23 protein-coding genes are annotated in these 21,990 nt (G+C 67.3%); 16 read left to right on the forward strand and 7 right to left on the reverse strand.

Features of this window, described 5'->3' with window-relative positions; genetic code table 11:
* Window positions 1-1,114: FAD-dependent oxidoreductase (locus tag N5K27_RS23530; protein ID WP_279819418.1), on the reverse strand; the 1,114-nt coding region annotated here is incomplete at its 3' end.
* Between the two features lie 253 nt (window positions 1,115-1,367).
* Between N5K27_RS23530 and N5K27_RS23535 the strand changes: the two genes are divergently transcribed.
* From N5K27_RS23535 to N5K27_RS23555, 5 genes are all read left to right on the forward strand, one after another.
* Entirely contained in the window at window positions 1,368-2,531 is a 1,164-nt protein-coding gene (locus tag N5K27_RS23535) for an alpha/beta fold hydrolase (RefSeq protein ID WP_279819420.1), read from the forward strand.
* Window positions 2,531-2,833: a subunit of meta cleavage enzyme gene (locus N5K27_RS23540; RefSeq protein WP_132980679.1), complete on the forward strand. Its 303-nt coding sequence runs from the start codon at window positions 2,531-2,533 to the stop codon at window positions 2,831-2,833. The genes N5K27_RS23535 and N5K27_RS23540 overlap by 1 nt, the downstream gene beginning before the upstream one ends.
* Window position 2,834: 1 nt before the next feature.
* Entirely contained in the window at window positions 2,835-3,665 is an 831-nt protein-coding gene (locus N5K27_RS23545; protein WP_279819425.1) for a 2,3-dihydroxyphenylpropionate 1,2-dioxygenase, read from the forward strand.
* Window positions 3,662-4,438, forward strand: coding sequence for an alpha/beta fold hydrolase (locus N5K27_RS23550; RefSeq protein ID WP_279819428.1), 777 nt, complete (start codon window positions 3,662-3,664; stop codon window positions 4,436-4,438). Before N5K27_RS23545 ends, N5K27_RS23550 begins: the two co-directional genes overlap by 4 nt.
* A gap of 109 nt (window positions 4,439-4,547) precedes the next feature.
* The gene (locus N5K27_RS23555) at window positions 4,548-5,513 is read left to right on the forward strand and encodes a helix-turn-helix domain-containing protein (RefSeq protein WP_279819431.1); all 966 of its coding nucleotides are present in this window, start codon (window positions 4,548-4,550) and stop codon (window positions 5,511-5,513) included.
* A 9-nt stretch (window positions 5,514-5,522) separates the two neighbouring features.
* Here N5K27_RS23555 and N5K27_RS23560 read toward each other — a convergent pair whose 3' ends face one another.
* From N5K27_RS23560 to N5K27_RS23580, 5 genes are read right to left on the reverse strand one after another with little or no spacing between them, the layout of a single operon-like run.
* A complete protein-coding gene (locus N5K27_RS23560) occupies window positions 5,523-6,713 on the reverse strand; it encodes a M24 family metallopeptidase (protein WP_279819434.1) in 1,191 nt (396 codons plus the stop codon).
* Window positions 6,710-7,696: a D-2-hydroxyacid dehydrogenase gene (locus N5K27_RS23565; RefSeq protein WP_279819436.1), complete on the reverse strand. Its 987-nt coding sequence runs from the start codon at window positions 7,694-7,696 to the stop codon at window positions 6,710-6,712. The genes N5K27_RS23560 and N5K27_RS23565 overlap by 4 nt, the downstream gene beginning before the upstream one ends.
* A 7-nt stretch (window positions 7,697-7,703) precedes the next feature.
* On the reverse strand, window positions 7,704-8,198 hold the full coding sequence (locus tag N5K27_RS23570) for an aromatic-ring-hydroxylating dioxygenase subunit beta (RefSeq protein WP_279819439.1): 495 nt from the start codon (window positions 8,196-8,198) through the stop codon (window positions 7,704-7,706).
* The gene (locus N5K27_RS23575; protein WP_279819442.1) at window positions 8,191-9,555 is read right to left on the reverse strand and encodes a Rieske 2Fe-2S domain-containing protein; all 1,365 of its coding nucleotides are present in this window, start codon (window positions 9,553-9,555) and stop codon (window positions 8,191-8,193) included. The genes N5K27_RS23570 and N5K27_RS23575 overlap by 8 nt, the downstream gene beginning before the upstream one ends.
* On the reverse strand, window positions 9,552-10,505 hold the full coding sequence (locus tag N5K27_RS23580; RefSeq protein ID WP_279819445.1) for a tripartite tricarboxylate transporter substrate binding protein: 954 nt from the start codon (window positions 10,503-10,505) through the stop codon (window positions 9,552-9,554). The genes N5K27_RS23575 and N5K27_RS23580 overlap by 4 nt, the downstream gene beginning before the upstream one ends.
* 310 nt (window positions 10,506-10,815) lie before the next feature.
* Here N5K27_RS23580 and N5K27_RS23585 point away from each other — a divergent pair, with 310 nt between their 5' ends.
* The 9 genes from N5K27_RS23585 to N5K27_RS23625 all read left to right on the forward strand — a co-directional run bounded on the left by N5K27_RS23585 (window position 10,816) and on the right by N5K27_RS23625 (window position 19,267).
* A complete protein-coding gene (locus N5K27_RS23585; RefSeq protein WP_279819448.1) occupies window positions 10,816-11,790 on the forward strand; it encodes a tripartite tricarboxylate transporter substrate-binding protein in 975 nt (324 codons plus the stop codon).
* A 34-nt stretch (window positions 11,791-11,824) separates the two neighbouring features.
* Window positions 11,825-13,378 carry a sulfatase-like hydrolase/transferase gene (locus tag N5K27_RS23590; RefSeq protein ID WP_087836583.1) on the forward strand — a complete coding sequence of 518 codons (1,554 nt, stop codon included), beginning with the start codon at window positions 11,825-11,827 and terminating at the stop codon, window positions 13,376-13,378.
* 21 nt (window positions 13,379-13,399) lie between these two features.
* Entirely contained in the window at window positions 13,400-13,798 is a 399-nt protein-coding gene (locus N5K27_RS23595; RefSeq protein ID WP_087836584.1) for a 2Fe-2S iron-sulfur cluster-binding protein, read from the forward strand.
* A 22-nt stretch (window positions 13,799-13,820) separates the two neighbouring features.
* Window positions 13,821-14,765: a catechol 2,3-dioxygenase gene (locus N5K27_RS23600; protein WP_087836585.1), complete on the forward strand. Its 945-nt coding sequence runs from the start codon at window positions 13,821-13,823 to the stop codon at window positions 14,763-14,765.
* Window positions 14,766-14,928: 163 nt separating this feature from the next.
* On the forward strand, window positions 14,929-15,837 hold the full coding sequence (locus N5K27_RS23605) for a LysR family transcriptional regulator (protein WP_087836586.1): 909 nt from the start codon (window positions 14,929-14,931) through the stop codon (window positions 15,835-15,837).
* Between the two features lie 108 nt (window positions 15,838-15,945).
* Complete coding sequence (locus N5K27_RS23610) at window positions 15,946-16,863, forward strand: TauD/TfdA family dioxygenase (protein WP_087836587.1); 918 nt, start codon at window positions 15,946-15,948, stop codon at window positions 16,861-16,863.
* Between the two features lie 7 nt (window positions 16,864-16,870).
* Window positions 16,871-18,070: an alpha-hydroxy acid oxidase gene (locus N5K27_RS23615; RefSeq protein WP_087836588.1), complete on the forward strand. Its 1,200-nt coding sequence runs from the start codon at window positions 16,871-16,873 to the stop codon at window positions 18,068-18,070.
* On the forward strand, window positions 18,058-18,834 hold the full coding sequence (locus tag N5K27_RS23620) for a fumarylacetoacetate hydrolase family protein (protein ID WP_087836589.1): 777 nt from the start codon (window positions 18,058-18,060) through the stop codon (window positions 18,832-18,834). The genes N5K27_RS23615 and N5K27_RS23620 overlap by 13 nt, the downstream gene beginning before the upstream one ends.
* Window positions 18,835-18,838: 4 nt before the next feature.
* Window positions 18,839-19,267, forward strand: a complete 429-nt coding sequence (locus tag N5K27_RS23625) for a nuclear transport factor 2 family protein (RefSeq protein WP_165963360.1) — start codon at window positions 18,839-18,841, stop codon at window positions 19,265-19,267.
* Here N5K27_RS23625 and N5K27_RS23630 read toward each other — a convergent pair whose 3' ends face one another.
* Window positions 19,268-20,266 carry a tripartite tricarboxylate transporter substrate binding protein gene (locus N5K27_RS23630; protein ID WP_279819456.1) on the reverse strand — a complete coding sequence of 333 codons (999 nt, stop codon included), beginning with the start codon at window positions 20,264-20,266 and terminating at the stop codon, window positions 19,268-19,270.
* Window positions 20,267-20,397: 131 nt separating this feature from the next.
* Here N5K27_RS23630 and N5K27_RS23635 point away from each other — a divergent pair, with 131 nt between their 5' ends.
* On the forward strand, window positions 20,398-21,318 hold the full coding sequence (locus N5K27_RS23635; protein WP_132980670.1) for a LysR family transcriptional regulator: 921 nt from the start codon (window positions 20,398-20,400) through the stop codon (window positions 21,316-21,318).
* A gap of 68 nt (window positions 21,319-21,386) precedes the next feature.
* The gene (locus N5K27_RS23640; protein WP_176400618.1) at window positions 21,387-21,989 is read left to right on the forward strand and encodes an NAD(P)H-dependent oxidoreductase; all 603 of its coding nucleotides are present in this window, start codon (window positions 21,387-21,389) and stop codon (window positions 21,987-21,989) included.
* Window position 21,990: the final 1 nt, after the last annotated feature.

Below are 21,990 nucleotides of genomic sequence, written 5' to 3' on the forward strand. Positions count from 1 at the left end.
GCGACTCCTCCACCAGCGCCGCCTGCCGTTCGACAGGGGCCTTCGCCTGTTCCAGGCGGCCGATCTCGAGCGAGTTCTGGACCACCAGGCGGCAACGCTCATAGCGTCGCCGCATGAAGCGCTGCAGCGCTTGAGCGACGCCCTGCGCGGCTTCCAGTTCCATAGCCAGCACCAAGGCGTCCTCGACCGCCATCCCCGCGCCCGAGGCCAGTTGCGGCGTAGTCGGGTGGGCCGCGTCGCCGATCAGCACGACCCGGCCGCGATACCAGGGGGCCGGCAGCAGGAATCCCTCCAGCGGACGGCGGACGATGCGCGAGGTATCGTCCAACTGCTCGCGGATCTCCGCCAGGATGCCGCCATACCCCTGCATCAGCGCAGCCAATCCCGGCGCCAGGCCGCGTTCTTCGATACGGTTCGGCTCGGCAAGCGGCTCGAGCAGGAACATGTACATCTCGCTGTCGGAAACCGGATTCAAGCCGACCTTGACGGGGCCCCCCAGGAAGAAGTGACGGCGAACGATGCCCGGTGCGCGTGGAACGACCAGGCGCCAGGCGCACTGGCCGGTGAACGCCGGCGCGGGCGCGTCCGGAAAGACCAGCGTCCGGATCCGGGAAAAAATGCCGTCGGCACCGATCACGAGATCGTATCTACCGGTGCTGCCGTCCGAGAATCGAACGGACACGCCGTCATCGTCCTGCTCCAGGCTCGCCACCGTCACGCCAAGGCTGACCCGCGCGCCGCTGTCCAGGGTCCGGCGCGACAGCACCGCGTGCAGCACCGGCCGCATCACGCCGCCACTGCCGGGCAGATCCCCGTCCCCCACCACGGGGGTCGCCACCACTCTCAAGGGCCTGCCGAGCACATCGCAGATCTGTATGCCGTGGCCGGTATAGGCCTGTGCCGCAATCTCATCCAGAATGCCAAGTTCGCGGAACGCGCGCAAAGTCGGGCCGGTGATGGTAATGCCCGCACCGTACACGCGCCATTCCGGATCCAGGTCGACCACTTGCACGTCGACGCCTCGCCGCCGCAAACAGATGGCAGCCGACATGCCGCCGATGCCGCCGCCGACGACAAGCGCGCGTTTCACACCGCTCATTTTTTCCCCATCCATGATTCCCTCGGCGCAAATGCCGTGAGCCGGGATTACGCAAGAGCCGCCTCCGGACGTCAACGCCGCGGGCGCATCTTCCGACTCCCGCGCAAGCTTGGGCGCACGCGCAGCCAAGTTCCGCGGCTGGACGCGCGCATGGCTGGTCAAGTTCCGACGCATGCCCGGCCAAGCCGGCGCCCGCAACGCCTGCCAACATGCTGGCATCGACGCGTGCCGCCCAGCGCGCATTCCGAACGAATCTGGAGAGACGACCGTGACACAGCAGTTCCCTGCCCCTTCCGCCGGCGCCGACGTCGCCGGCCGCCCCAAGACACTGGCCGAGGCCAAGGCCTGGATGACGACCCGCTGGCAAGCCCGGACGCATCCGATGAATGCCCTGCCGCTGGACATCGGCGCGGCATGGATAGACGGCGTGCCCGGCCTGGACGGCGAATCCTGGGGCACCTATTGGGGAAACCTGGGCGACGCACTGCGCGCCGAGGCGGCCCAGGCGCACGACGCGGGCGACGCCACCCGCGCGGCGGACCTCTACCAGCGCGCCAGCGGCGCGTATTTCATGGGGCGCTTTCCGTGCCCCAACCATCCGGCAAAGGCCGCTTGCGCCATCGGCGAACGCGAAACGTATCTTGCCGCCTCGGCCTACTGGGAGACTCCCATCGAGCGCGTTGCCGTGCCTTTCCAGGGTCGCGCCGGCGAAGGAAATGAAATACCGGTGCTATTGCGCCGGCCGCGCGGCATCGCCCGCCCCCGGGTCGTCCTCATGTGGGGCGGCGTGGACGCCTGCAAGGAACAGATGACGGCGGCCAGCGACGCACTGCTCGCCAAGGGCCTCGCGACGATTGCCATGGACAATGCCGGCACCGGCGAATCCCCGGTGCGCGGCGTGGTCGACGCCGAAAGACCGTTCATTGCCGTCCTGGACTGGCTGCGCGGCCGTCCCGACCTCGATGGCGGACGGCCTGCCTGCCTGGGCCGCTCCTTCGGTGGCTACTGGGCGACCAAGCTCGCCCACATGCTGCCGGACCGGCTGGCAGGCGCGGTCAATTGGGGCGGCGGCGCACACTTCATGTTCCAGCCGGAATGGATACTTGCCTCGCGCTACCCGGACAGCTATCTGATGGAGCTGGTCGAGACGCGCCGCCGCATGCTGGGCGTCGATACCGACGAGGAGTACGCCGCCGCCTTCCAGCGGCTGTCGTTGCTGGACCAGGGGCTGCTGGATCTTCCCTGCGCGCCGCTATTGCTGGTCAATGGCAAGGACGACCGGCAGTGTCCGATCGCGGATATCCACCTGCTGATGGAACGCGGCAATCCCAAGTCCGTTCGTCTCTTCCCCGGCGGCCATATGGGATTGACGCCCCAGACCCTGCCCACGATCGTCGACTGGCTGGCCAGGCAACTGCAGGGAGAGCGCTGATGGCCAGCAACTGGCGGCAGCTCATGCCCACCACCGATGCCTACTGGATGAACCGCATCCTGTTCGACATCCACCATCGCGACGACGATCTGCACCGCTACAAGCGCGACCCCGATGCCTACATGGCCGACGTCCCGCTGGCACCATCGCTCAAGAGCGCCATCCGCGACAACGACATCGGCGCCATGTACCTGGCGGGGGTCAACCCTTACCTGCTCAGGGCGCACTGCCTCGGCCTGCGCATACCGGAATCGGTATTCCTGCAATCGCTACGCAGCGTCGGCCGCGAAGGAGAGCACTGACATGGCACGTATCGTCAGCGCGCATGCGGTCAGCCACACGCCGGTCATGCTCAACTTCCCCGACGCCATCCCGGACGCGGATCGCGAGTCCATCTTCGCCGCCTTCCTGTCGGTTGGCCGCGCCATCCGCAAAGCGGCGCCAGATGCCATCGTGGTCGTCTCCGACGATCACCTGCACAATTTTTTTCTCGACAACCTGCCGGCCTTCTGCATCGGCGCGGCGCCGGCCTATCCCACCCCCGTGGAGCACTGGCTGAAAGTCGACCGCCGGGTGCTCGCCGGCCATGCCGAACTGGGCGCGCAGCTCATAGGCGAAGCCATGCAGTCCGGGTTCGATCCGGCCCTGTCCATGGACCTGACCCTCGACCACGGCATCATCGCACCGCTGCACTTGGCCGGCGTTGCCGGCGAGATTCCCGTCGTGCCGGTATTGGTCAACTGCGTGCAACCCCCGCTGCCGACCATGCGCCGCGCACACCAGTGGGGACGCATGCTGGGCGATGCGATACGCCGTTTCGCGGGCGTCGAGCGAGTGTCGATCTTGGCCACCGGGGGCCTGAGCCACGACATCGCCACGCCGCGGATGGGCCTGCTGAACGAGGCCTTCGACCGGGAATTCCTGGAGCGCCTGGTCGCGGGCGATGCCGAGGCGCTGCTCCGGCATGCCGAAGAACACGTCCACGAAGCGGGTAACGGCGCGGAAGAGATCCGCACCTGGCTGGTCGCGGACGGCGCCGCCGGCGCGCCCTTCCGGCAGCTCTATTACAAGGCCGTCGCCGGCTGGTACACGGGCATAGGGCTGGGCACCTGGGACGTGGATGACACGCGATGACCTCTTCCGGCCTTTCCTGGCAGTTTGCCGGCGCCGCCGACGGCCCGGTCGTGGTGCTCCTGCATCCCATCGCAACGAACCGCAGCCTGTGGGATCCGCTGCTGCCCGTCTGGGCACGCCACTTCCGACTGATCTGCGTCGACCTTCCCGGACATGGCCATAGCCCGCTGCGGCAGGACTGGCGGCTCGACGACGCCGCGCATGATCTCGCCCGCATCCTGGACCAGGCCGGCGCCGCATCGGCCGCCATCGTCGGTACCTCGCTGGGCGGCATGGTGGCTCAGGCATTCGCCCTGGCGTACCCGGCACGATGCACCGCCCTCGTCCTGGCCCATTGTGGCGCGTACACCGCTCCCTCGGTGGCAAGGGTGTGGGAACAGCGCCTGGCTGCGCTGCGCACAGACGGATTCGACGCGCATATGGAAACCACGCTGGGCCGCTGGTTCACGCGCGACTTTCTCCTGGGCTCGCCGTTGACGGCAGGCTGGCTGCGCGCCTTGATGCACCGCACGCCCATCCAGGGCTACGTGGATGCCGTGGGTGCCATCCAGCGGCTGGATCACCGGGAACGCCTGCGGGAGCTGGCCCGGCCGACGCTGGTCGTGGCCGGTCGCAACGATTCGGCCATCCCGCCGGAGATCGCCGCGGAGCTGGCCGGCGCCATACGGGGGGCGACGCTGGAACTCTGCGACGCGGCCCACATGGCCTGCGTGGAGCAACCCACATGGTTCACCGAAACCGTCGGCCGGTTCATCCTCCGACATGGCCGCTGACGCGGCAACCCTTTGCGGGCAAAGTCCGATTGACTTGCCAGCCCTCGAACCGGGAAACTCTGCGAAGACGGATTCGGTTCGACCGATCTGCGCTGGAGACAGACATCCCATGACGACCATCCGACAGTTCACCATCCACGGCGAGAACCAGGGCGCAGGCTCGGCGATCTTCCGCAGGGAAATGCAGGATGCCTTCGCGGTCGGCCTATCCGTGCAGGGCAACCAGGAACATCCGTTCAGCACCCAGGTCAAGGGCTACAGCGGCGAGCGGCTGCGCTTTGCCGCGCTGCGTTTTTCCCCCCACACGACCTGTTCGCCCCGCGCGATCGGCCTGCGCTCGCGCCTGCTCGTGTCGCTGCACCGCGAAGGCGTCGCCCTCGTGCACCAGGAAGGCCGCGAAACCCGCATCGAGCCCGATGACCTGTTCATCATCGATCCTTCGCGGCCGTTCTTCATCGAAGCCGGCAACGTCCTCGCCCACTCGCTGTACATCGAACACAGCGCGCTGCGCGCGATCATGCCCGAAATCGAACTGCACACCGCCCGGCAGGTACGGACCACCTACGGCGCGGGCGCGGTGCTGCGCCACACCATCGACCAGCTTCTGGCCCAGGCCGACCGGCTCTCCGATCTCGAGGCCGACCGCCTCGCCGACGCCCTGCCCTTCCTGATAGCGGCCAGTCTCGCGGGGACCAGTCCCGATACGCGTCCGCCGCCCTCGCGCCTGCGGGCTCTGCACAAGCAGCGCATCATGGGCTACGTGAAAGACAACCTGCGCAACCACGAGATCGATGCCGCCCATATCGCCGCCGCCATCAACCTGTCGACCCGGTACATCTATGAGCTGTTCGAGGACGAAAATGTCCCCCTGATGAAGTGGATCTGGCAGACGCGGCTGGAACGCTGCCGCGCCGACCTGGCCAGCGCCGCGATGCGGTCGAGATCGATAGGCGAGATCGCCTTCTACTGGGGTTTCAACGACATCACCCATTTCAGCCGGGCATTCCGGCAACGCTACGGGGTATCGCCGCGCGCGTTCAGGAAGACAGCCCTGCCGCAGGCCGCGGCGCACTGATCTCCTCCCCTAACGTTCGAATATCTGCTCGGGTGTCCTGTGCAGGCGTTCCGTGGTCCCGTCTGGCTTGACCAGATAGTTGTCGCATATCCAGCTGAATGTCGTCGCCGTCGCATAGGTCGGATGGCAGGCCAGCACGGTCCTTGGACGCAAGGTCATGGATTCGTCATGGCGCATCAGCGGCCGCTCCACCATGTCGTAGCCCTGGCCATGGCAATGCAGCCGTTTCTCCTCGGGCCGGCCGTTCGCACGCATGAAGGTGTTGTAGTCCTCCCATAACGCACGCCCCGAACATCCAGGGACGAGGCGGTCGGTGGTGAACTTCCGGGCCTCGAGCACGAAGCCGAACTCGTCGCGCATGTCGTCCGACGCCTTTCCCAGCACCACGGTACGCCCCAGCTCGGTGAAATAGCCACCCGGTCCGCTGCTTTCTATCAGCAGCGAAAAGTAATCGCCCTGCTGGATGACCCGGTTCTGGAAATAGCGATTGCCGAACATGGCCGCCGTGCCTACCGGAGCGGAAGCGCACAGGTAAAGCCCCTGTTCGCTTCCCGCCTTTCGGCATTCGTACTCGGCCAATGCGGCAAGTTCGTTGTCGCGGATGCCAGGGCGTATCGCGTCCAGCACCGCCTGCCAGGCGCGATCCTGCATTGCCGCCGCCGCGAACATCCGGTCTATCTCGGCATCGGACTTCTCGACCTTGATCCGATCGACCATTTCGCTCGCGTCGAGCCACTGCGTCCCTGCCGGAACGCCGCGCCTGACGGCATCCAGAAATGCCGACGAGATGATGCCGGCTCCAACCACGCCGATCCGGCCCCGCGCATAGGGCGCGAGTGCCTCGATGGCAAGCTGCGCGTCGTAGGCCACGGTATATCCGATCGGCAGGTAGCTGGGCGTCCCGAGGTAGCGCCCCACCCCCCGTCTCGCCGGCGACGGCCGGGACCGGAAATCCTGCACCATCCCGAAGGTCCCCTGCCCAATGACCGTCATCGGCGCATCACGGGGAAACAGTACCGTCACGGGATATCCATTGGTGGCGGGAATATCGGTGAAATACTTGATGTATCCCCCCATGAAGTCATTGCTGCCCTGCATGAGCAGCACATCGATCTTCTCCTCTTGCATGCGCAGGCGGACGGCGGCCCACCGGCGCTCGAGCTCATCGTCGGAAATCGGGTTCAAGAGCCTTTCGTTCATGGATGTCTCACAAGATTGATCATGTCGGTGGTTGCGCCGCGTTGGTAGAGGCGGATGTTCTCTACCAGGATGGGCAGCGCGGCGTCCGCATAGCCGTTGAACATTCCCGCGGCATGCGGTGCGATGACGACGTTGTCCAGCTGCCAGAACGGGTGCCCGGGCGGAAGCGGCTCCGTCACGAAAGTATCGAGATAGGCGCCTGCTATCCGTCCCTGTTGCAGGGCGGCCAGCAGCGCGGCCTCGTGGACCACGCTTCCCCGCGCCAGGTTGATCAGAAATGCCGTTCGCTTCATGCGCTCGATAAACGCGCCGTCCACCAGATTCTGCGTCTCGTGCGTGGACGGCACGAGCAGCAGCACGAAGTCCGCTCGCGCCACCGCGTCCCCGGCTTGCTTCCTGGAATACATGTGGTCGAACCCGGGTACTGGACGCGGTGCAGCGCTGATTCCCAGCACGGTCATGCCCAACGCCTTGCAGATAGGAGCGAGATAGGCGGCTATCGCCCCGCTGCCGACGATGGCGAGCGTAGACCCCGACAGGGTCTGCGACGCGAACCGATCCCAGCGCTGCTGTCCCTGGTTGCGCAATAGCCTTGGCACCGACCTTGCCAGGCACAGCATGGCTGACAGCGCCGCCTCGGCCATGGGCGGACCGTGTATTCCCCTCATGTTGGAAATGATGACCTCGGGGCCGAGCGATGGCTGGTCGACGATGCCGTCCACGCCCGTCCCCAGCGCCTGGATCCACTTCAACCGCCGGCCCGCCGCGATCAGCCGGTCGTTCAACGCAGGGCCGAACGCCATCAGCACCTCCGCGTCTGGAATCAGGCGTTCCGCCTCCTCGGCCTCGCCGACGAACGACAGGTGGATACCCGGCAAGGCTTCACGCAATCCCTGCTCGTAGCGCCGGATCTGCCGCTCCGGCAGCTTGGCGAAAAACAGATAGGGCGGACCTTCGCCTGGCACCTTCTGGTCTGCTCGCATGCCGTCCTCAGAAACAATAGATGTCGATGAAGGTCGGGATATAGTCGTTCTTGAGTTCGATGCGCTTCCTGCTGATGAGCCAGCTTTCCTCCTGCCGGCCGAATTCCGTCAGCGACGTACCGAAGAACGTATAGGTCTTGCGCTGCCTGACGTTGAACATCTGGGTGCTCCACGTCGTCCAGATCCGGATGCCATCGTCCTCCTGGCCTTCTTCAAGGTGGAAGTTGCACAACATATGCGTCGTCCGAGGCGCCGGCGTCGATGCCGCGGACCGTCCCGACATGATCCTCAGCACTCGGTCCTCCAGGCCCGCGCGGTTCGCATAGTAGATGTGCGAGAGTTCCGTATTCGGGTCCTGGGTCAGGGTTTCATCGCTGCGCCTGGCGGGTACCCAGTATTCGCAGTCCGTCGCATACATGGACAGCCATCCCTTCCAATCCTGGCTGTCGAGCAGCCATGCTTCGCGCAGCAGCAGTCCTTTCGCCGTCTCCAGCTTATTCATAGGGACGTTCTCCTTTCACGCCGGCCAGCAGCAATCGCTGCCACTCCCGGTATGGCCCTTGGAAGGCAACCTCGCTGTAGGTGTCGTAGCGCCCGAGCGCACTCGATTCCGGCTGGATGCCCAGGGTCGATACCACTTCGTCCGCGTAACGCTGCTGGAAACCCATCCCCCGTGAAGTCCCCTGGAGATAATCCAGCGGCATTGCCGACAGGCCACGCTGGCAGTCTTCGTACAGCACGGCATCGTCGGGCGTGGCCATGCCTCCCGGATTGAAGAAATCTTCGTACTGGCGCAGCCGCCATGCCCGCTGGGCGGTAGGCTCACCCACCGGCGCGATGCAGTACGCGCGCATTTCGGTCAGGTTCACCGCCAGCGGACGGAAGATCCTCAGCATGGGCGATATGGCATCGGCAATCTGCATGTTGGGAAAGATGCCCACATTCCGCCCCTTGAGCATCCAGTCGGCCCTGGTATTGCCGACGCGGCTGCGGATCTCGTCAATGGCCGGATAGATGGGGCGCTTGTCCGGCTCCGGCTGTTCCAGCCACACCGCGGAATGGCCATGGTCGAAATTGATCGCTCCCGCCGGAAGCCCATCGCGGCGCGACCAGTCGAATGAGCGGGAATCGACATTGCCCATGCCTTTGCGGCGGCGGGCCTGAACATCGAGAAACGACGCGTGCGCTTCCGACAGATGGTAGGGATCGACGCCATTGTCCAGCTGCAGCTTCCAGTTTCCCTCGTAGGTATACAAGGTCCGGCCCGGGACGAGCTCTACCCCGTGGGGGCTCTGGTCCACGATGAGATCGATCAGCGTCGCCGCCGAGCCGAGGAACGCGGCCAGCTCGGGAACATCCCGGTTCAGGGACCCGAACAGGAATCCCCGGTAGTTCCCCAGGCGCGCGATGGGAATCAGATGGTGGTCGTCTTTCAGGAAAGCTTCCGAATAGCCGGCCGAGGCGCCGTACTTGAGCAATGTGTTCTTGCCCGCCGAGTCGAACACCCAGCCGTGGTAGGGACACACGTGCGCGCGCGCTCGCCCCTGCTCCCGGCTGCAGAGCAAGGCGCCCTTGTGCCGGCAGGCGTTCACGAAGGCACCGATCCGGCCCTCGCCGTCGCGGCTGACCAGGATTGGCGTCGAACCGATCTGGGTGGTGATGAAATCGTGCGGTTGGTGCAGTTGAGACTCATGGCCGAGGAAGCACCATGTTCGCTCGAAGATGTAGCGCTGCTCCAGTTCGAATATCTGGGGGTCGACGAACGCCGCCCGGTGCACCCGGAAGATTCCCTGCGGGAGCCTGTCATCCACGCAGGCGGCGAGCCGAGAGGCAAGAGAGTCCAGGTCGGCGCGCATCATTCGACCTGCTCCAGCTTCGCCGCCTTGCGCACGGCAGTCCATTTTTCGATATTTGACTGTATCCGGGCCCGCAGCACCTGGGGTTCCTCGGGCCAGGGCTGTACCCACCTCGCCTTGAGCGTGGTTCTCACCTCCTCATCGGCCAAGGCTTTGCGAACCTCCGCCGAGATGCGTTCGGATACCCCACGCGGCATGTTGGCCGGCGCGAAGAGCGCCATCCAGTACTCGGCCTGCAACTCCGGAAAGCCCAGTTCCGCGAAAGTCGGAACATCCGGAAACTCGGACAACCGCTCCGGTGACGTGACGGCCAACGGACGCAGCAGGCCGGACTGGATCGCTCCGAAGGCCGGACCGACGTCCGAGAAGGTCATCAACACCTCCTTGGAGGCGACCGCCTGGACCGACTCGTTCGCGCCTCGGAACGGAACGAACGTGATGTCCAGATTGACGCGTTGCGCAAGCGCGGCGGTTTGCAGCTCGAACGCATAGCCCGACCCGGCCGAACTCGCCTGGCGGGGGTTCGCGCGGATGTACTTCACGAGTTCGTCGAGCGAGCGCGCGGGCGTCGCCGAGTTCACGACCAGCAGCATCGGGAATGTCCCGATCAAGGAAACGGGCGTGAAATCGTCCACCGAATAGGGCAGTTTCTTTTTCATCACGACGTTGCCGACCATTACCCCGCTCGGCGCCATCAGCAGGGTATGGCCGTCGGCCGGCGCCTTGGCGACCAGGTCCGCGGCGATGATGCCCGACGCTCCGGTCTTGTTCTCGATGACGACCTGCTGCCCAAGACCGTCGCTGAGCTTGGGCGCCATCGAACGCATGACGATATCCGTGCCGCCGCCGGCGGCCTGGCCGATGATCACCTTGATGGGACGGCTGGGATAGGACTGCGCATGGCCGGCGAGCGGCAGGTGTAGCGCAAGAAGCAGGAAGAGTGTCGCCTTCATTTTGTTGACCCGTGTTGGTTATGGTGGTCTGCCGCCATGCGAAGCGGTGTCTCCAACAAAGTGACGCATGAGCGAGGAAGGTTTTTGCATGCGCTCCACATGGCCGTCAACGTGAAGGCCGAGCCAGCGCGGGACTGTCCAAGACGCAGTGCGCGGGCAGTCAAGTGCGGGGCGCCGGCGCCACCCATGTCATCCGTTTATGGCCCATGCGCAAAACGACTTGCCGGGCCCGTGGCGGACTGCGAAAGTCCCGCCAACGACTTGCCGGGCCACCCCCAGGAAGACCACGGTTCAAGCAAAGGAGACACCCATGACCTTCACGTTCGGGAAACTGGCGCTGGCCGCCACGCTCGGCCTGGCCGCCATCGGCGCACAGGCCGAGACCTGGCCGGCCCGCCCGGTGCGCATCATCGTGCCGTACAACGCCGGCACGCCGCCCGACATCAGCAGCCGCATCATCGCGCAGAAGCTGACCGTCAAGCTGGGCCAGACCTTCTACGTGGACAACAAGCCCGGCGCCTCGGGCAGCCTGGCCGCGGGCGACCTGGACCGCTATCCGGCCGACGGCTATACCGCGATGACGCTGCTCACGCCGGTGGTGGTCGGCCCGGCGCTGTTGTCGTCGTTCAAGAAGGACTTCGCCCGCGACTACGCGCCCGTCGGGCAGTACGACTGGACCTACAGCGTGCTGGTCGTCAGCCCGTCCCTGCCCGTGCACGACGTGAAGGGGCTGATCGAACTGCTGCGCGCCAAGCCCGATACCTACAGTTTCCCCTCGGGCGGCTACGGCACGCCGGCGCACCTGGCGGGCGAACTGTTCAAGCAGCGCTACGGCGTCACGGCCACCCACGTGCCCTACAACCAGTTCACGGCCGGGCTGGCCGACCTGGTGGCGGGCAGGGTGAACTTCATGTTCCTGACCAGCACGGTGGCGGCGGCGCAGGTCCAGGGCGGCAAGGTCAAGGCGCTGGCCATCGCCTCGCGCGACAGCCGGCTGCCCGGGCTGCCCGACGTACCGACCATGGAGGAACAAGGCTTCAAGGGCTTCGACGTACGCAACTGGGACGGCTTCGTCATGCGCAAGGAAACGCCCAAGGACGCGGTGGCCGGGTTCACGCGGGCGCTGAACCAGATCCTGGCCGATCCCGAGACGCGCAAGGCGCTGGCCGACGCGGGCGCCGACCCCGTCGCGAACACAACGGCGGAACAGTTCGGCGCGCTGATCGCCAGCGAACAGGCCCGGCTGACGGACCTGGTGCGCCAGACCGCCATCAAGATCGACTGATTTCCGAACGACCGACTTTCTTGCGGACACCAGGATGCGCAACGTCCTCTTCATCATGTGCGACCAACTGCGGGCGGACTACCTGTCCTGCTACGGCAGCTCCTGGCTGCGCACGCCCAACATGGATGCCCTGGCGGCGCGCGGCGTGGCCTTCACCCAGGCCTACGTGCAGTCGGGCGTGTGCGGACCGTCGCGCATGTCGTTCTATACCGGCCGCTATCCGTCCTCCCACGGCGCGACCTGGAACTTCATCCCCATGCCCATGAGCGAGCTGACGGTGGGCGACTACCTGTCGCAGGCCGGACGCGCGCTCCACCTGGCGGGCAAGACCCATTTCGAACCTTCGGCCGAGGCGATGGCTGCCTGGCGCGGCGGCGCCTCCGATCGGTCCGCCGCCAGCCTGCTGCAAGGCGGCTTCGAGGTGGTCTGCCGGCACGAGGGCGACCTGCCCACCGGCAAGGAAGACTACCGGCGCTACCTGGAGTCGGCCGGCTACGCGGGCGACGACCCCTGGCTGCAGCATGCCAATTCCGGCCGCCATCCGGACGGCTCCGTCGCCAGCGGCTGGCAGATGCGCCATGCACACCTGGCCGCCCACGTGGCCGAGCCGCACTCGGAAACCGCCTACGTCTCGAACGCCGCCATCGATTTCATCCGCCGCCATCGCGACGAACCGTGGTCGCTGCACCTGTCGTACATCAAGCCCCACTGGCCCTACATCGCGCCGGCGCCCTACCACGACATGTATCGCCGCGCCGAGCAGGCGCCCATCCGGCGCAACCGCGCCTCCGAAGCCGCCGAGCATCCGGTGCTGGCCGCCTACCGCTCGCATGACGAATGCCGCAGCTTCGACCGGGAGGACGTGGCACGCCACGTGCGTCCGGCCTACATGGGCCTGATCCGGCAGATCGACGACCACCTGGGCCGCGTGCTGGAAGTCCTGGAGCAGACAGGGCAGGCGGACCGGACGCTGATCGTCTTCACCTCGGACCACGGCGATTTCCTGGGCGACTACGGCTTCGGCGAGAAGGAGCTGTTCCACGACGTGGTCCAGCGCGTACCGCTGATCGTGGTCGATCCGTCGCCCGCCGCCGATGCCACGCGCGGCACGCACGACGGCCGCTTCGCCGCCGCGGTGGACGTGGTGCCCACCATCCTGGACGCGCTCGACCTGCCCGCGCAGGCCCACCGGGTGGAAGGCCGCTCGCTGCTGCCGCTGGTACGTGGCGAAGCGGCGGACGACTGGCGCGACTGTGTCTTCAGCGAACTGGACTACGCCACGCGTCGCGCCCGCCATGTCCTGGGCCGGCCGCGCGACGCCGACTGCCGGGGCTGGATGGTGCGCACCGCCGACTGGAAGCTGGTGGCCTGGAACGGCTATCGCCCGCAGCTCTTCCACCTGGCCGAGGACCCGGACGAATTCCACGACCTGGGCGCGGACCCCGCGTTCGAACCGGTGCGGCAATCGATGTCCGCGCGGCTGCTGGCGCATCAGTTGACGCTCAAGCGCCGCATCGCCGTCGACCTCGACCGCATCGAGGCCATGACCGACAACCTGCCGCCGGGCATACACATCGGCCAGTGGTAAACCTCTCGCGCAAGGAATCCCATGCATCCGGCCAAGCAGGACCACGAAACGCGGATCGACAGCGCCGCCCCGGCCGGGCAGCGCTTCGAGGTCCATATCCTGGATACGGGCGAACGCTATACCTGCAGCGGCTCGCAGACGCTGCTGGCCGGCATGGAGGCGCTCGGCCGCAAGGGCATTCCGGTCGGCTGCCGCGGCGGCGGGTGCGGCGTATGCAAGAGCCGGATCGTACGCGGCGACTACCACGCCGCGAAGATGAGCCGCGCCTGCGTCAGCGCCGACGAGCAGGCGGCCGGCGTGGTGCTGGCCTGCCGTGTCGTGCCGCGCAGCGACATCGAGATCGAAGCGCTGGACCGGATGCGGCGCTGCGTGACCCGTCATTTGGCGCCGGCGGCCCGGCCGCCTGCACACCTTACCTAGCAACGACAGCAAGGAGACCATCATGGCGATCACAGGAGTGATGCGGCCGGGACACGTTTGCATACGGGTTCTGGAGATCGAGCCGGCGGTGCGGCACTACGTCGATACCATCGGGCTCAGGGAAGTCATGCGCGACACCGCCGCCGACGGCAGCGCGCGGGTGTTCCTGAAAGCCTGGGACGAAGCCGACCACCACAGCGTGGTGCTGCGCGAGGCCGATGAAGCCGGCATGGATTACATGGGCTGGAAAGTGGACTCGGATGCCACGCTGGACAAGCTGTCGGCCGATGTCGAGGCCAGCGGCCTGGCGACCGCGATGAGCTGGGTGAAGGAAGGCGAGCATCCGATGACGGGACGGCGTTTCCGCTTCACCGTCCCGACGGGCCACGTGATGGAACTGTATGCACACCGCGAGACGCCCGGGTGCGCGGTAGGCTACCTGAATCCCGACCCGTGGCCGGACGACATGCACGGCATGGGCGCGCGCCGCTTCGACCACTGTCTGCTGTACGGGGACGACCTGGCCGGCACGTTCAAGCTGTTCACCGAGGTCCTGGGCTTCAGCCTGACCGAGGCGGTCGTGGCCGGGCCGGACGAGCAGATGATAGGCGCCTTCCTGAGCTGCGCGACCAAGGCCCACGACGTGGCCTTCATCCAGCAGCCGGTCAAGAACAAGCTGCATCACGTGTCGTTCCTGCTGGACAACTGGGGCGAAGTGCTCAAGGCAGCCGACATCATCTCCAAGCGGCGCGTATCGCTGGACATCGGGCCGACGCGCCATGGCATCACGCGCGGCGAAACGGTGTACTTCTTCGATCCGAGCGGCAACCGCAACGAGGTGTTCGCCGGCGGCTATACCTGGTACCCGGACAAGCCGGTGATCAAGTGGACGGCCGAGGAGCTGGGCACGGGCATCTTCTATCACGACCGCAAGCTGAACGAGAAATTCCTGAGCGTGTTTACCTGAGTCGCGCGGGCGCGTATCCTCGCCCTCCTGACTGTATCTGGCGCCTGCCCCGCGAGACGATCATGAACCTGGATTCCGCCCCCGTCGCCGCGCCGTCCGCGCTCCCGCATGACTGCTGGGACCAGGCGGGCGGCGCCCGGCCGACGCCGCGTCCGGCCTGAGCATGCAGCTCCACCAGCTCCGGGCCTTCGTGGCGGTGGCCGAGGCGGGCAGCATCAGCGCCGCCGCCAAGCTGCTGGACCTGACGCAGCCCGCCATCACGCGCGCGCTGCAGCAACTGGAGTTGTCGGTGGGCGCCACGCTGCTGACGCGCTCGGCGCACGGCATCGAACTGACCCCCTACGGGCAGGCCCTGCTGGAACACGCCCGCTTCATCGTGCGCGCCGCGGCCGACGCGCACACCCACATCCGGCAACTGGCCGGCGACCTGTCGGGCAAGCTGTCCATCGCTTCGTCGGCGGCGCCGTTCGCGCTGGTGGTACCGCGGGCGATCGAGATCATGCGGCTGCGCTTTCCCGACGTCTACATCCATCTCCAGGAAGCCACCTACCCCACGGTCATGGACCTGTTCCGCGAAAAGGGCCTGGACTTCGCCATCGGCCCGCTGCCCGCGGGCGGCCCCGGCGAAGGCTATCGGCACGATCCGCTGTTCACGCTGGACCTGGTGGTGGCGGTGCGGCAGGGCCACCCCAAGGCGCGGGCGAGGTCGCTGCGGGCGCTGGCCGACGTGCCCTGGCTGGTCACCGGTCCCGCCGACGGACCGGGCATGGTCATCCAGCGGTCGTTCGTCGACACCGGCCTGCCGCCGCCCCAGTGCGTCATGCATTGCGAATCCGTGGGCGGCGCCATCCAGATCATCGAGCACGGCAACATCGCCAGCTTCGTTCCGCGCTACCTGGCCGAGGAAGCCCGGGCCGCGGGCCGGCTGGCCATCGTGCCGGTGGCCGAGACGCTGCCCTCGCTGACCATCTCCGCGTTCATGCCGGCGCAGAAGATCCTGAGCCCGGCGGGGCAGGCGCTGTATTCGGCCATCCACGGCATCAGCCGCAACTTGCGGCCCCAGGACGCCTGACTCCCGGTTGTTTCCGTTCAGGAAATAACAAGTTTGCGCCCGGCGGGATGTCCAAACCGGCCGCCGATGCCTACCATTTCGCCATCGATCAGCCAGACAGGACTCAAGATGACGGATATCGTCCCCACCGGAAAGATACTCGGGGCCACGGTGCGCGGCCTGGACCTTGCCCGGCCGCTTTCGGAGCAGGATTTCGCCGCGCTGCTGGCGGCGCTGGGCGCGCACGGCGTCCTGCGCTTCCCGGCGCAATCGATCTCGCCGGCGCAGCTGCGGGATTTCTCGGCCCGCTTCGGCGGCCTGCAGCGGACCGTATCGGACGCCAACGAACCCGGCATTCCCGAGGTCAGCATTCTTTCCAATATCGTGGAGAACGGCCGGCTGATCGGCATCGCCGACGCCGGCCAGGACTGGCACACCGACATGTCCTACAACCCGACGGTAGGTTTCGTGAACGTGCTGCATGCCCTGAAGGTGCCGCGCCGCGACGGCCGCGCGCTGGGATCGACCAGCTTCGCCAACATGCATGCCGCCTACGAGGACCTGCCCGCCGACGTCAAACGCGAGCTTGAACACGCCACCGCCCTCCACGACTTCAACAAGTTCTGGGAGAACATGCGGGCGCGGCCCGGCAGCGAACGGCCGCCGCTCACGCCCGAGCAGCGCGCCAAGCGGCCCCCGTCGACGCATCCGGTGTTCCTGACACACCCCATCACCGGCCGCAAGGTGCTGTACTGCAATCCCGGCTATGCCATCCGGATCAACGAACTCGATGCGCGCCGCAGCGACGAGATGCTGGAATTCCTGTTCGCGCACCAGCTCCAGCCCAAGTACCAGTACACCCACGAATGGACCGAGGGCGACGTGCTGATGTGGGACCACATCGGCACGCTGCACAACGCCTGGCCCGACTACCTGCCCCACGAGCACCGGCTGATCAAGCGCTGCCAGGTCATGGCCGACCGCATTTTCGATCCGTCCTTCCTGCCGGCCGCGATCCGCCCCGCGCGCGCCGCGGCCGCGCACTGAGCGCGCCATGGGTCTGTTCGATCGCGGCATCGGCCGCGCCCAGTCCATCGATGACCTGCGGGCGGCGGCGCGTCGCCGCCTGCCCAGGCTGGTGTTCGACTTCTTCGACGGCGGCGCCGAGAGCGAGGCCACGCTGGCCGACAACCGCCAGGCCTTCGAGCGCGTGCGCCTGTTGCCGCGCGCCCTGGTGGACGTCTCCCAGGTTTCCACCCGCTGCACCGTGCTGGGCGCGCCGGCCGACTACCCGCTGGCCATCGCGCCCACAGGCGGAGTCGGCTACGGCCGCCACGGCGGCGACCTGGCCATCGCCAAGGCCGCCGCGCGGCACGGCATCCCCTATACGCTGTCGACCAGCGCCACGGCGTCGATCGAGGAAGTCGCGCGCGAGGCGCCCGGCCGCCTGTGGTTCCAGGCCTACGTGCTGAAGAACCAGGACTTCTTCCACGGCCTGATCGAACGCGCGCGGGCGGCCGACTACGAAGCCCTGGTCATCACCGTCGACCTGCCGGTGGGCGGCAAGCGCGAGCGCGACGTGCGCAACGGTTTCCGCACCCCCTTCCGGCTCACGTATCGCAGCTTCGGCGACGTGGCGGCGCATCCCCGCTGGGCGCTGGCGCTGCTGCGCCACGGCATGCCGGTGAACAAGAACCTGATCGGCCTGCAGCGCGACGTGACCTCCGTGGCGGGACTGGCCTCGGCGGTGGGACGCAACTACGATCCCTCGTTCGACTGGGACCGCCTGGCCCGGGTGCGCGACCGTTGGCCGCGCAAGCTGATCGTCAAGGGCGTCCTGCGGCCGGACGACGCCGAGCGGCTGGTCCGGCTGGGCGCCGACGCCGTGGTGGTGTCCAATCATGGCGGACGCCAGCTCGACGGCGCCTGCGCGACGCTGGACGCGCTGCCCGGCGTGGTGGACGCGGTGGCCGGCCGCATCCCGGTCTGGCTGGACGGCGGCGTGCGGCGCGGCGTGGATATCCTGAAGGCCCGCGCGCTGGGCGCCGAAGGCGTGCTGGTCGGGCGCGCGACGCTGTACGGCGCGGTGGCGGGCGGCGAGCCCGGCGCGCACCGGGCACTACAGATACTGACCGAGGAACTGGTGCGCGCGATGAAACTGTGCGGCGCGCCCGGCATCGGGGACATCGACGAAACCCTCCTGGCGCGGCCACCGCGCCGGGCAACCCACGAAGGACGGACATGCGCTGGCTGAGATACACGGATTCGACGGGCACCCACTATGGACTGATCGAGGGCGAACGCATACGCCGGGTCGAGGGCTCGCCCTTCGACGGCCATGTGCCGACGGACGACTGGACCAGCCTGGACCAGGTGCGCCTGGAGGTGCCGGTGATCCCGCGCACCTTCTATTGCGCCGGCCTGAACTACGCCGAGCACGCCATCGAGGCGGCGCGCAAGCGCGGCCAGGAGCCGCAGTTGCCCACGCAGGCCGACATCGGCTATCGGGCCAACAACGCCCTGGTGCCGCACGGCCACGACGTGGTGATGCCGCCCGACGCCCGCACCATCCACTACGAGGGCGAATTGGTGGTGGTCATCGGCAAGCAGGCGCGCCACCTGACGCCCGACAACGCACTGGACTGCGTGCTGGGCTACACCATCGGCAACGACGTCAGCGAACGCAACTGGCAGCGGTCGGACCGTACTTTCTGGCGCGCCAAGAACTCGGACACCTTCAAGCCCATGGGTCCTTGGATAGACACCGAATTCGATCCGTCCCGGGCCCGCACCCAGGTGCGCGTGAACGGCCGGACCACCATCGACTTCGCCACCGCGGCGATGATCTTCGACGTGCCCACCTTCCTGTGCGCCATGACGAAATACCTGACCCTGCATCCCGGCGACGTGGTGTGGATGGGCACCGACGGCCAGTCGCCCGACCTGCATGCCGGCGACGTGGTGGAGATCGAGATCACCGGGCTGGGCACGCTGCGCAACACGTTCGTGCGGGGATGAGGCCATGACCGACCTGGAACGCTGGGCCGCCGTGACCGGCTGCCAACAGGCCATCCATGGCTTCTACCTGGCGCTGGATGGCGGCGACTTCGACGCGGTCGCCGGCTGCATGGCCGGACAAGGCGTCTGGCATCGCCAGGGCCGAATGCTGCAAGGCCCGGCCGAGGTGCGAGCGGCGCTGGCCGACCGGCCCGCCGGACGCACCACGGCCCACCTGGTGCAGAACCTCGTGATCGACCTGGATGGTCCGGACCGGGCCACGGCGCGGTACATGACGCTGGTCTATCGCGTCGATGCGACGGCCCCGCATGCCGGACCGGTTCCGCTGCCGCCGCCCCTGTCCATTTCCCTGCACCGCGAGCGTCTGTCCCGCGCACCGGACGGGCGCTGGCTGGTGGAAGAGAAGCAGGGCCAGCGCCGATTCGGGGGCTGATTACTGCAGCGTGTTCTTGGCCTGTTGCAGCAGGGATTTGTACTGGGTGGTGTCGCGCACCAGCAGGTCGCGCAGCTCGGCCGGCGTAGTGGTCTTCACCTCCATGCCCTGCGCCGCCAGCGTCTCGACGATCTTCGGCGACTTGCCGGCCTTGGCCAGCGCGGCATTCAGCCGGTCGACCACCGGCGCGGGCGTGCCGGCCGGCGCCAGCACGGCCTGCCAGGTCTCGGCCTGGAAGCCCTTGACGCCGCTCTCGTCGACCGTGGGCACGTCGGGCGTGGCGGGCGAACGCTTGGCGCCGGTGGTCGCGATCAGCACCAGGCGGCCGTCGGCCACGTGTTCCATGTTCCCCACCAGCGAGCTGAACATGACGTCCACGCGTCCGGACAGCAGGTCCGCCATGGCCGGCCCCGTTCCCTTGTAGGGAACGTGCACCATCTTGACGCCGGCCGCCTTGGCGAAGGCCTCGCCCGCCAGGTGTTGCGCCGAACCGTTGCCCGACGAGGCGAAGTTCACCTTGCCCGGGTTGGCCTTGGCGTAGGCGATGAAATCCTTGACCGTGCGGATCTTCAGCCCGGGCGTCACCAGGATGCCCAGCGACTGCACGGTGGCATGGCCGATGGGCTGGAAATCGGCCACGGGATCGTAGGTCTTGGCGTCGTGCAGCAGCGGCGTGATCACGAAGGCGTTGGTACCGAACAGCAGCGTATAGCCATCGGCCGGCGAACGCCTGACGGACTCGGTCCCCACCAGGGTGCCCCCGCCCGCGCGGTTCTCCAGCACCACGGTCTGCCCCAGGCTTTCGGACATCTCCTGGGCGAACATCCGTCCGACGATGTCCGTCGCGCCGCCCGGCGCGTAGGCCACGACCAGGCGCAGCGGATGCGACGGGAAGCCCTGCGCGCCGGCCGGCGCGGCGGCCCAGGAACCGGCGGCGGCGAGCACGAGCGCCAGCGCGGTCAGCCGGCGGCGGGCGGGGGACGATGAGGATCGAGTCATGGGAAGTCTCCGGATTTTCGTATCGAATGCGAAACAATGGATGAGGGCATTATTCGTTCGCCCCGCCAGCTCAACAAGGCGGCGGTGCTAAATTTGAAATTTCCTAAGAAGAAACCGGCAAGGACAAGCACGTGGACCAGCTCAGTTGCCTGCGCATGTTCCTGGAGGTGGCCCGGCGCAACAGCTTCGCCGGCGCCGCGCAACACTTCGGCGTATCGCGCGCCACCTGCACCAAGCAGGTGGCCTGGCTGGAGCGTTCCCTGGGCGTCAAGCTGCTGAACCGCACGACCAAGCAACTGGGGCTGACGCCGGCCGGCCTGCAAGTGCTGGAGAACGGTACCGAGCTGCTGCAGCGCTACGACGACCTGCGCGAATCCGTGCACGACCTGTCGCGCGACGTGGCCGGCGTGGTGCGGGTGGGCGTGCCGCCCGCCTTCGGCACGCAGCGCCTCTTGCCGGTGATCGGCGAATTCCACGAGCGCTATCCCGACGTCCAGATCGCGCTCAGCCTGCTGACGGTGCGCAAACAGGAAACCTTCGTCGAGCAAGGCCTGGACGTCGGCATCATCATCGTTCCCGTGCTCAAGGACGCGAGCTTCATCGCCATCCCGCTGGCAGAAGCGCGCCAGGCGCTGGTCGCCTCGCCGGCCTACCTGGCCAAGGTCCCGCCCGTCACCCATCCCCGCGATCTCCAGCACTGCAAGTGCCTGGTCAACTGGAACAAGTCGCCCACCGCCACGTGGAACTTCACCGGTCCCGAGGGGCCGGTGTCCGTCCGCGTCCAGGGGCCGCTGCGCTCGGACTTCGGCGATGCCCTGAAGGAAGCCGCGCTGGCCGGCATGGGCATCTCCATGCACCCTTATTACATGATCGCCGACGAGATCGAGCGCGGCGAACTGCAGGTCGTGCTGCCGGACTACGTGCCCTCGGGGCTGGACGTCTACGCCATCTATTCGTCGCGCAAAAACCTGCCGATGCGGGTCCAGGTCTTCCTGGAATTCCTGAAGGAGTGGGCCAGGACGCCCAAGTCCTGGAGCAAGGGCATGGAATAACAGGCCCTTGACATTCCGGCCACATGCGCGCCTAATACATAGCTAGCTATGTATTAACGGAGACAGGCATGAACACCTCCCCGCCCCGCGTGGTGGCACTGGGCGGCACCACGCGCCCCGACTCGTCCACCGAGCGTGCGTTGCGACACGCGCTGGACGCCGTGGCCGCCACCGGCGCGCAGGTCGTCCTGTTGGCCGGCGACGACCTGGTCCTGCCCATGTACGCTCCCCACGAACCGGGACGAACCCCGGCGGCGCTGCGCCTGGTGGCCGAGCTGCGCCGGGCCGACGGCGTCATCATCGCCTCGCCCGGCTACCACGGCAGCCTGTCGGGCCTGGTCAAGAACGCGCTGGACTACACCGAGGACCTGCGCACCGACGCCCGGCCCTACCTGAGCGGCCGGGCGGTGGGCTGCATCGCCAACGCCGCCGGCTGGCAGGCCGCGGTGACCACGCTGGGGGCGCTGCGCGACATCGTGCATGCGCTGCGCGGCTGGCCCACGCCCCTGGGCGTGTGCATAGGCGGCACCGAGCCGGCGTTCGCGCCCGACGGCCGCTGCATCGACGCGCGCGTGGACGAACAACTGCGCACGCTGGGCCGCGAGGTGTCCGACTTCGCCCACCGCATGCGCGAACCCCAGGCCGGCGCCGCCATGCGCGCCGCCGCCTGAT

The sequence above is a fragment of the Pigmentiphaga sp. GD03639 genome, assembly GCF_029845405.1.
GTDB lineage: Bacteria > Pseudomonadota > Gammaproteobacteria > Burkholderiales > Burkholderiaceae_B > Pigmentiphaga > Pigmentiphaga daeguensis.

What these genes read in the sequence shown, in the direction of transcription:
- N5K27_RS23540 (WP_132980679.1), top strand. Translation starts at nt 2,531, where the DNA reads ATGGCCAGCAACTGGCGGCAGCTCATGCCCACCACCGATGCCTACTGG.
- N5K27_RS23545 (WP_279819425.1), top strand. Translation starts at nt 2,835, where the DNA reads ATGGCACGTATCGTCAGCGCGCATGCGGTCAGCCACACGCCGGTCATG.
- N5K27_RS23550 (WP_279819428.1), top strand. Translation starts at nt 3,662, where the DNA reads ATGACCTCTTCCGGCCTTTCCTGGCAGTTTGCCGGCGCCGCCGACGGC.
- N5K27_RS23555 (WP_279819431.1), top strand. Translation starts at nt 4,548, where the DNA reads ATGACGACCATCCGACAGTTCACCATCCACGGCGAGAACCAGGGCGCA.
- N5K27_RS23560 (WP_279819434.1), bottom strand. Translation starts at nt 6,713, where the DNA reads ATGAACGAAAGGCTCTTGAACCCGATTTCCGACGATGAGCTCGAGCGC.
- N5K27_RS23565 (WP_279819436.1), bottom strand. Translation starts at nt 7,696, where the DNA reads ATGCGAGCAGACCAGAAGGTGCCAGGCGAAGGTCCGCCCTATCTGTTT.
- N5K27_RS23570 (WP_279819439.1), bottom strand. Translation starts at nt 8,198, where the DNA reads ATGAATAAGCTGGAGACGGCGAAAGGACTGCTGCTGCGCGAAGCATGG.
- N5K27_RS23575 (WP_279819442.1), bottom strand. Translation starts at nt 9,555, where the DNA reads ATGATGCGCGCCGACCTGGACTCTCTTGCCTCTCGGCTCGCCGCCTGC.
- N5K27_RS23580 (WP_279819445.1), bottom strand. Translation starts at nt 10,505, where the DNA reads ATGAAGGCGACACTCTTCCTGCTTCTTGCGCTACACCTGCCGCTCGCC.
- N5K27_RS23585 (WP_279819448.1), top strand. Translation starts at nt 10,816, where the DNA reads ATGACCTTCACGTTCGGGAAACTGGCGCTGGCCGCCACGCTCGGCCTG.
- N5K27_RS23590 (WP_087836583.1), top strand. Translation starts at nt 11,825, where the DNA reads ATGCGCAACGTCCTCTTCATCATGTGCGACCAACTGCGGGCGGACTAC.
- N5K27_RS23595 (WP_087836584.1), top strand. Translation starts at nt 13,400, where the DNA reads ATGCATCCGGCCAAGCAGGACCACGAAACGCGGATCGACAGCGCCGCC.
- N5K27_RS23600 (WP_087836585.1), top strand. Translation starts at nt 13,821, where the DNA reads ATGGCGATCACAGGAGTGATGCGGCCGGGACACGTTTGCATACGGGTT.
- N5K27_RS23605 (WP_087836586.1), top strand. Translation starts at nt 14,929, where the DNA reads ATGCAGCTCCACCAGCTCCGGGCCTTCGTGGCGGTGGCCGAGGCGGGC.
- N5K27_RS23610 (WP_087836587.1), top strand. Translation starts at nt 15,946, where the DNA reads ATGACGGATATCGTCCCCACCGGAAAGATACTCGGGGCCACGGTGCGC.
- N5K27_RS23615 (WP_087836588.1), top strand. Translation starts at nt 16,871, where the DNA reads ATGGGTCTGTTCGATCGCGGCATCGGCCGCGCCCAGTCCATCGATGAC.
- N5K27_RS23620 (WP_087836589.1), top strand. Translation starts at nt 18,058, where the DNA reads ATGCGCTGGCTGAGATACACGGATTCGACGGGCACCCACTATGGACTG.
- N5K27_RS23625 (WP_165963360.1), top strand. Translation starts at nt 18,839, where the DNA reads ATGACCGACCTGGAACGCTGGGCCGCCGTGACCGGCTGCCAACAGGCC.
- N5K27_RS23630 (WP_279819456.1), bottom strand. Translation starts at nt 20,266, where the DNA reads ATGACTCGATCCTCATCGTCCCCCGCCCGCCGCCGGCTGACCGCGCTG.
- N5K27_RS23640 (WP_176400618.1), top strand. Translation starts at nt 21,387, where the DNA reads ATGAACACCTCCCCGCCCCGCGTGGTGGCACTGGGCGGCACCACGCGC.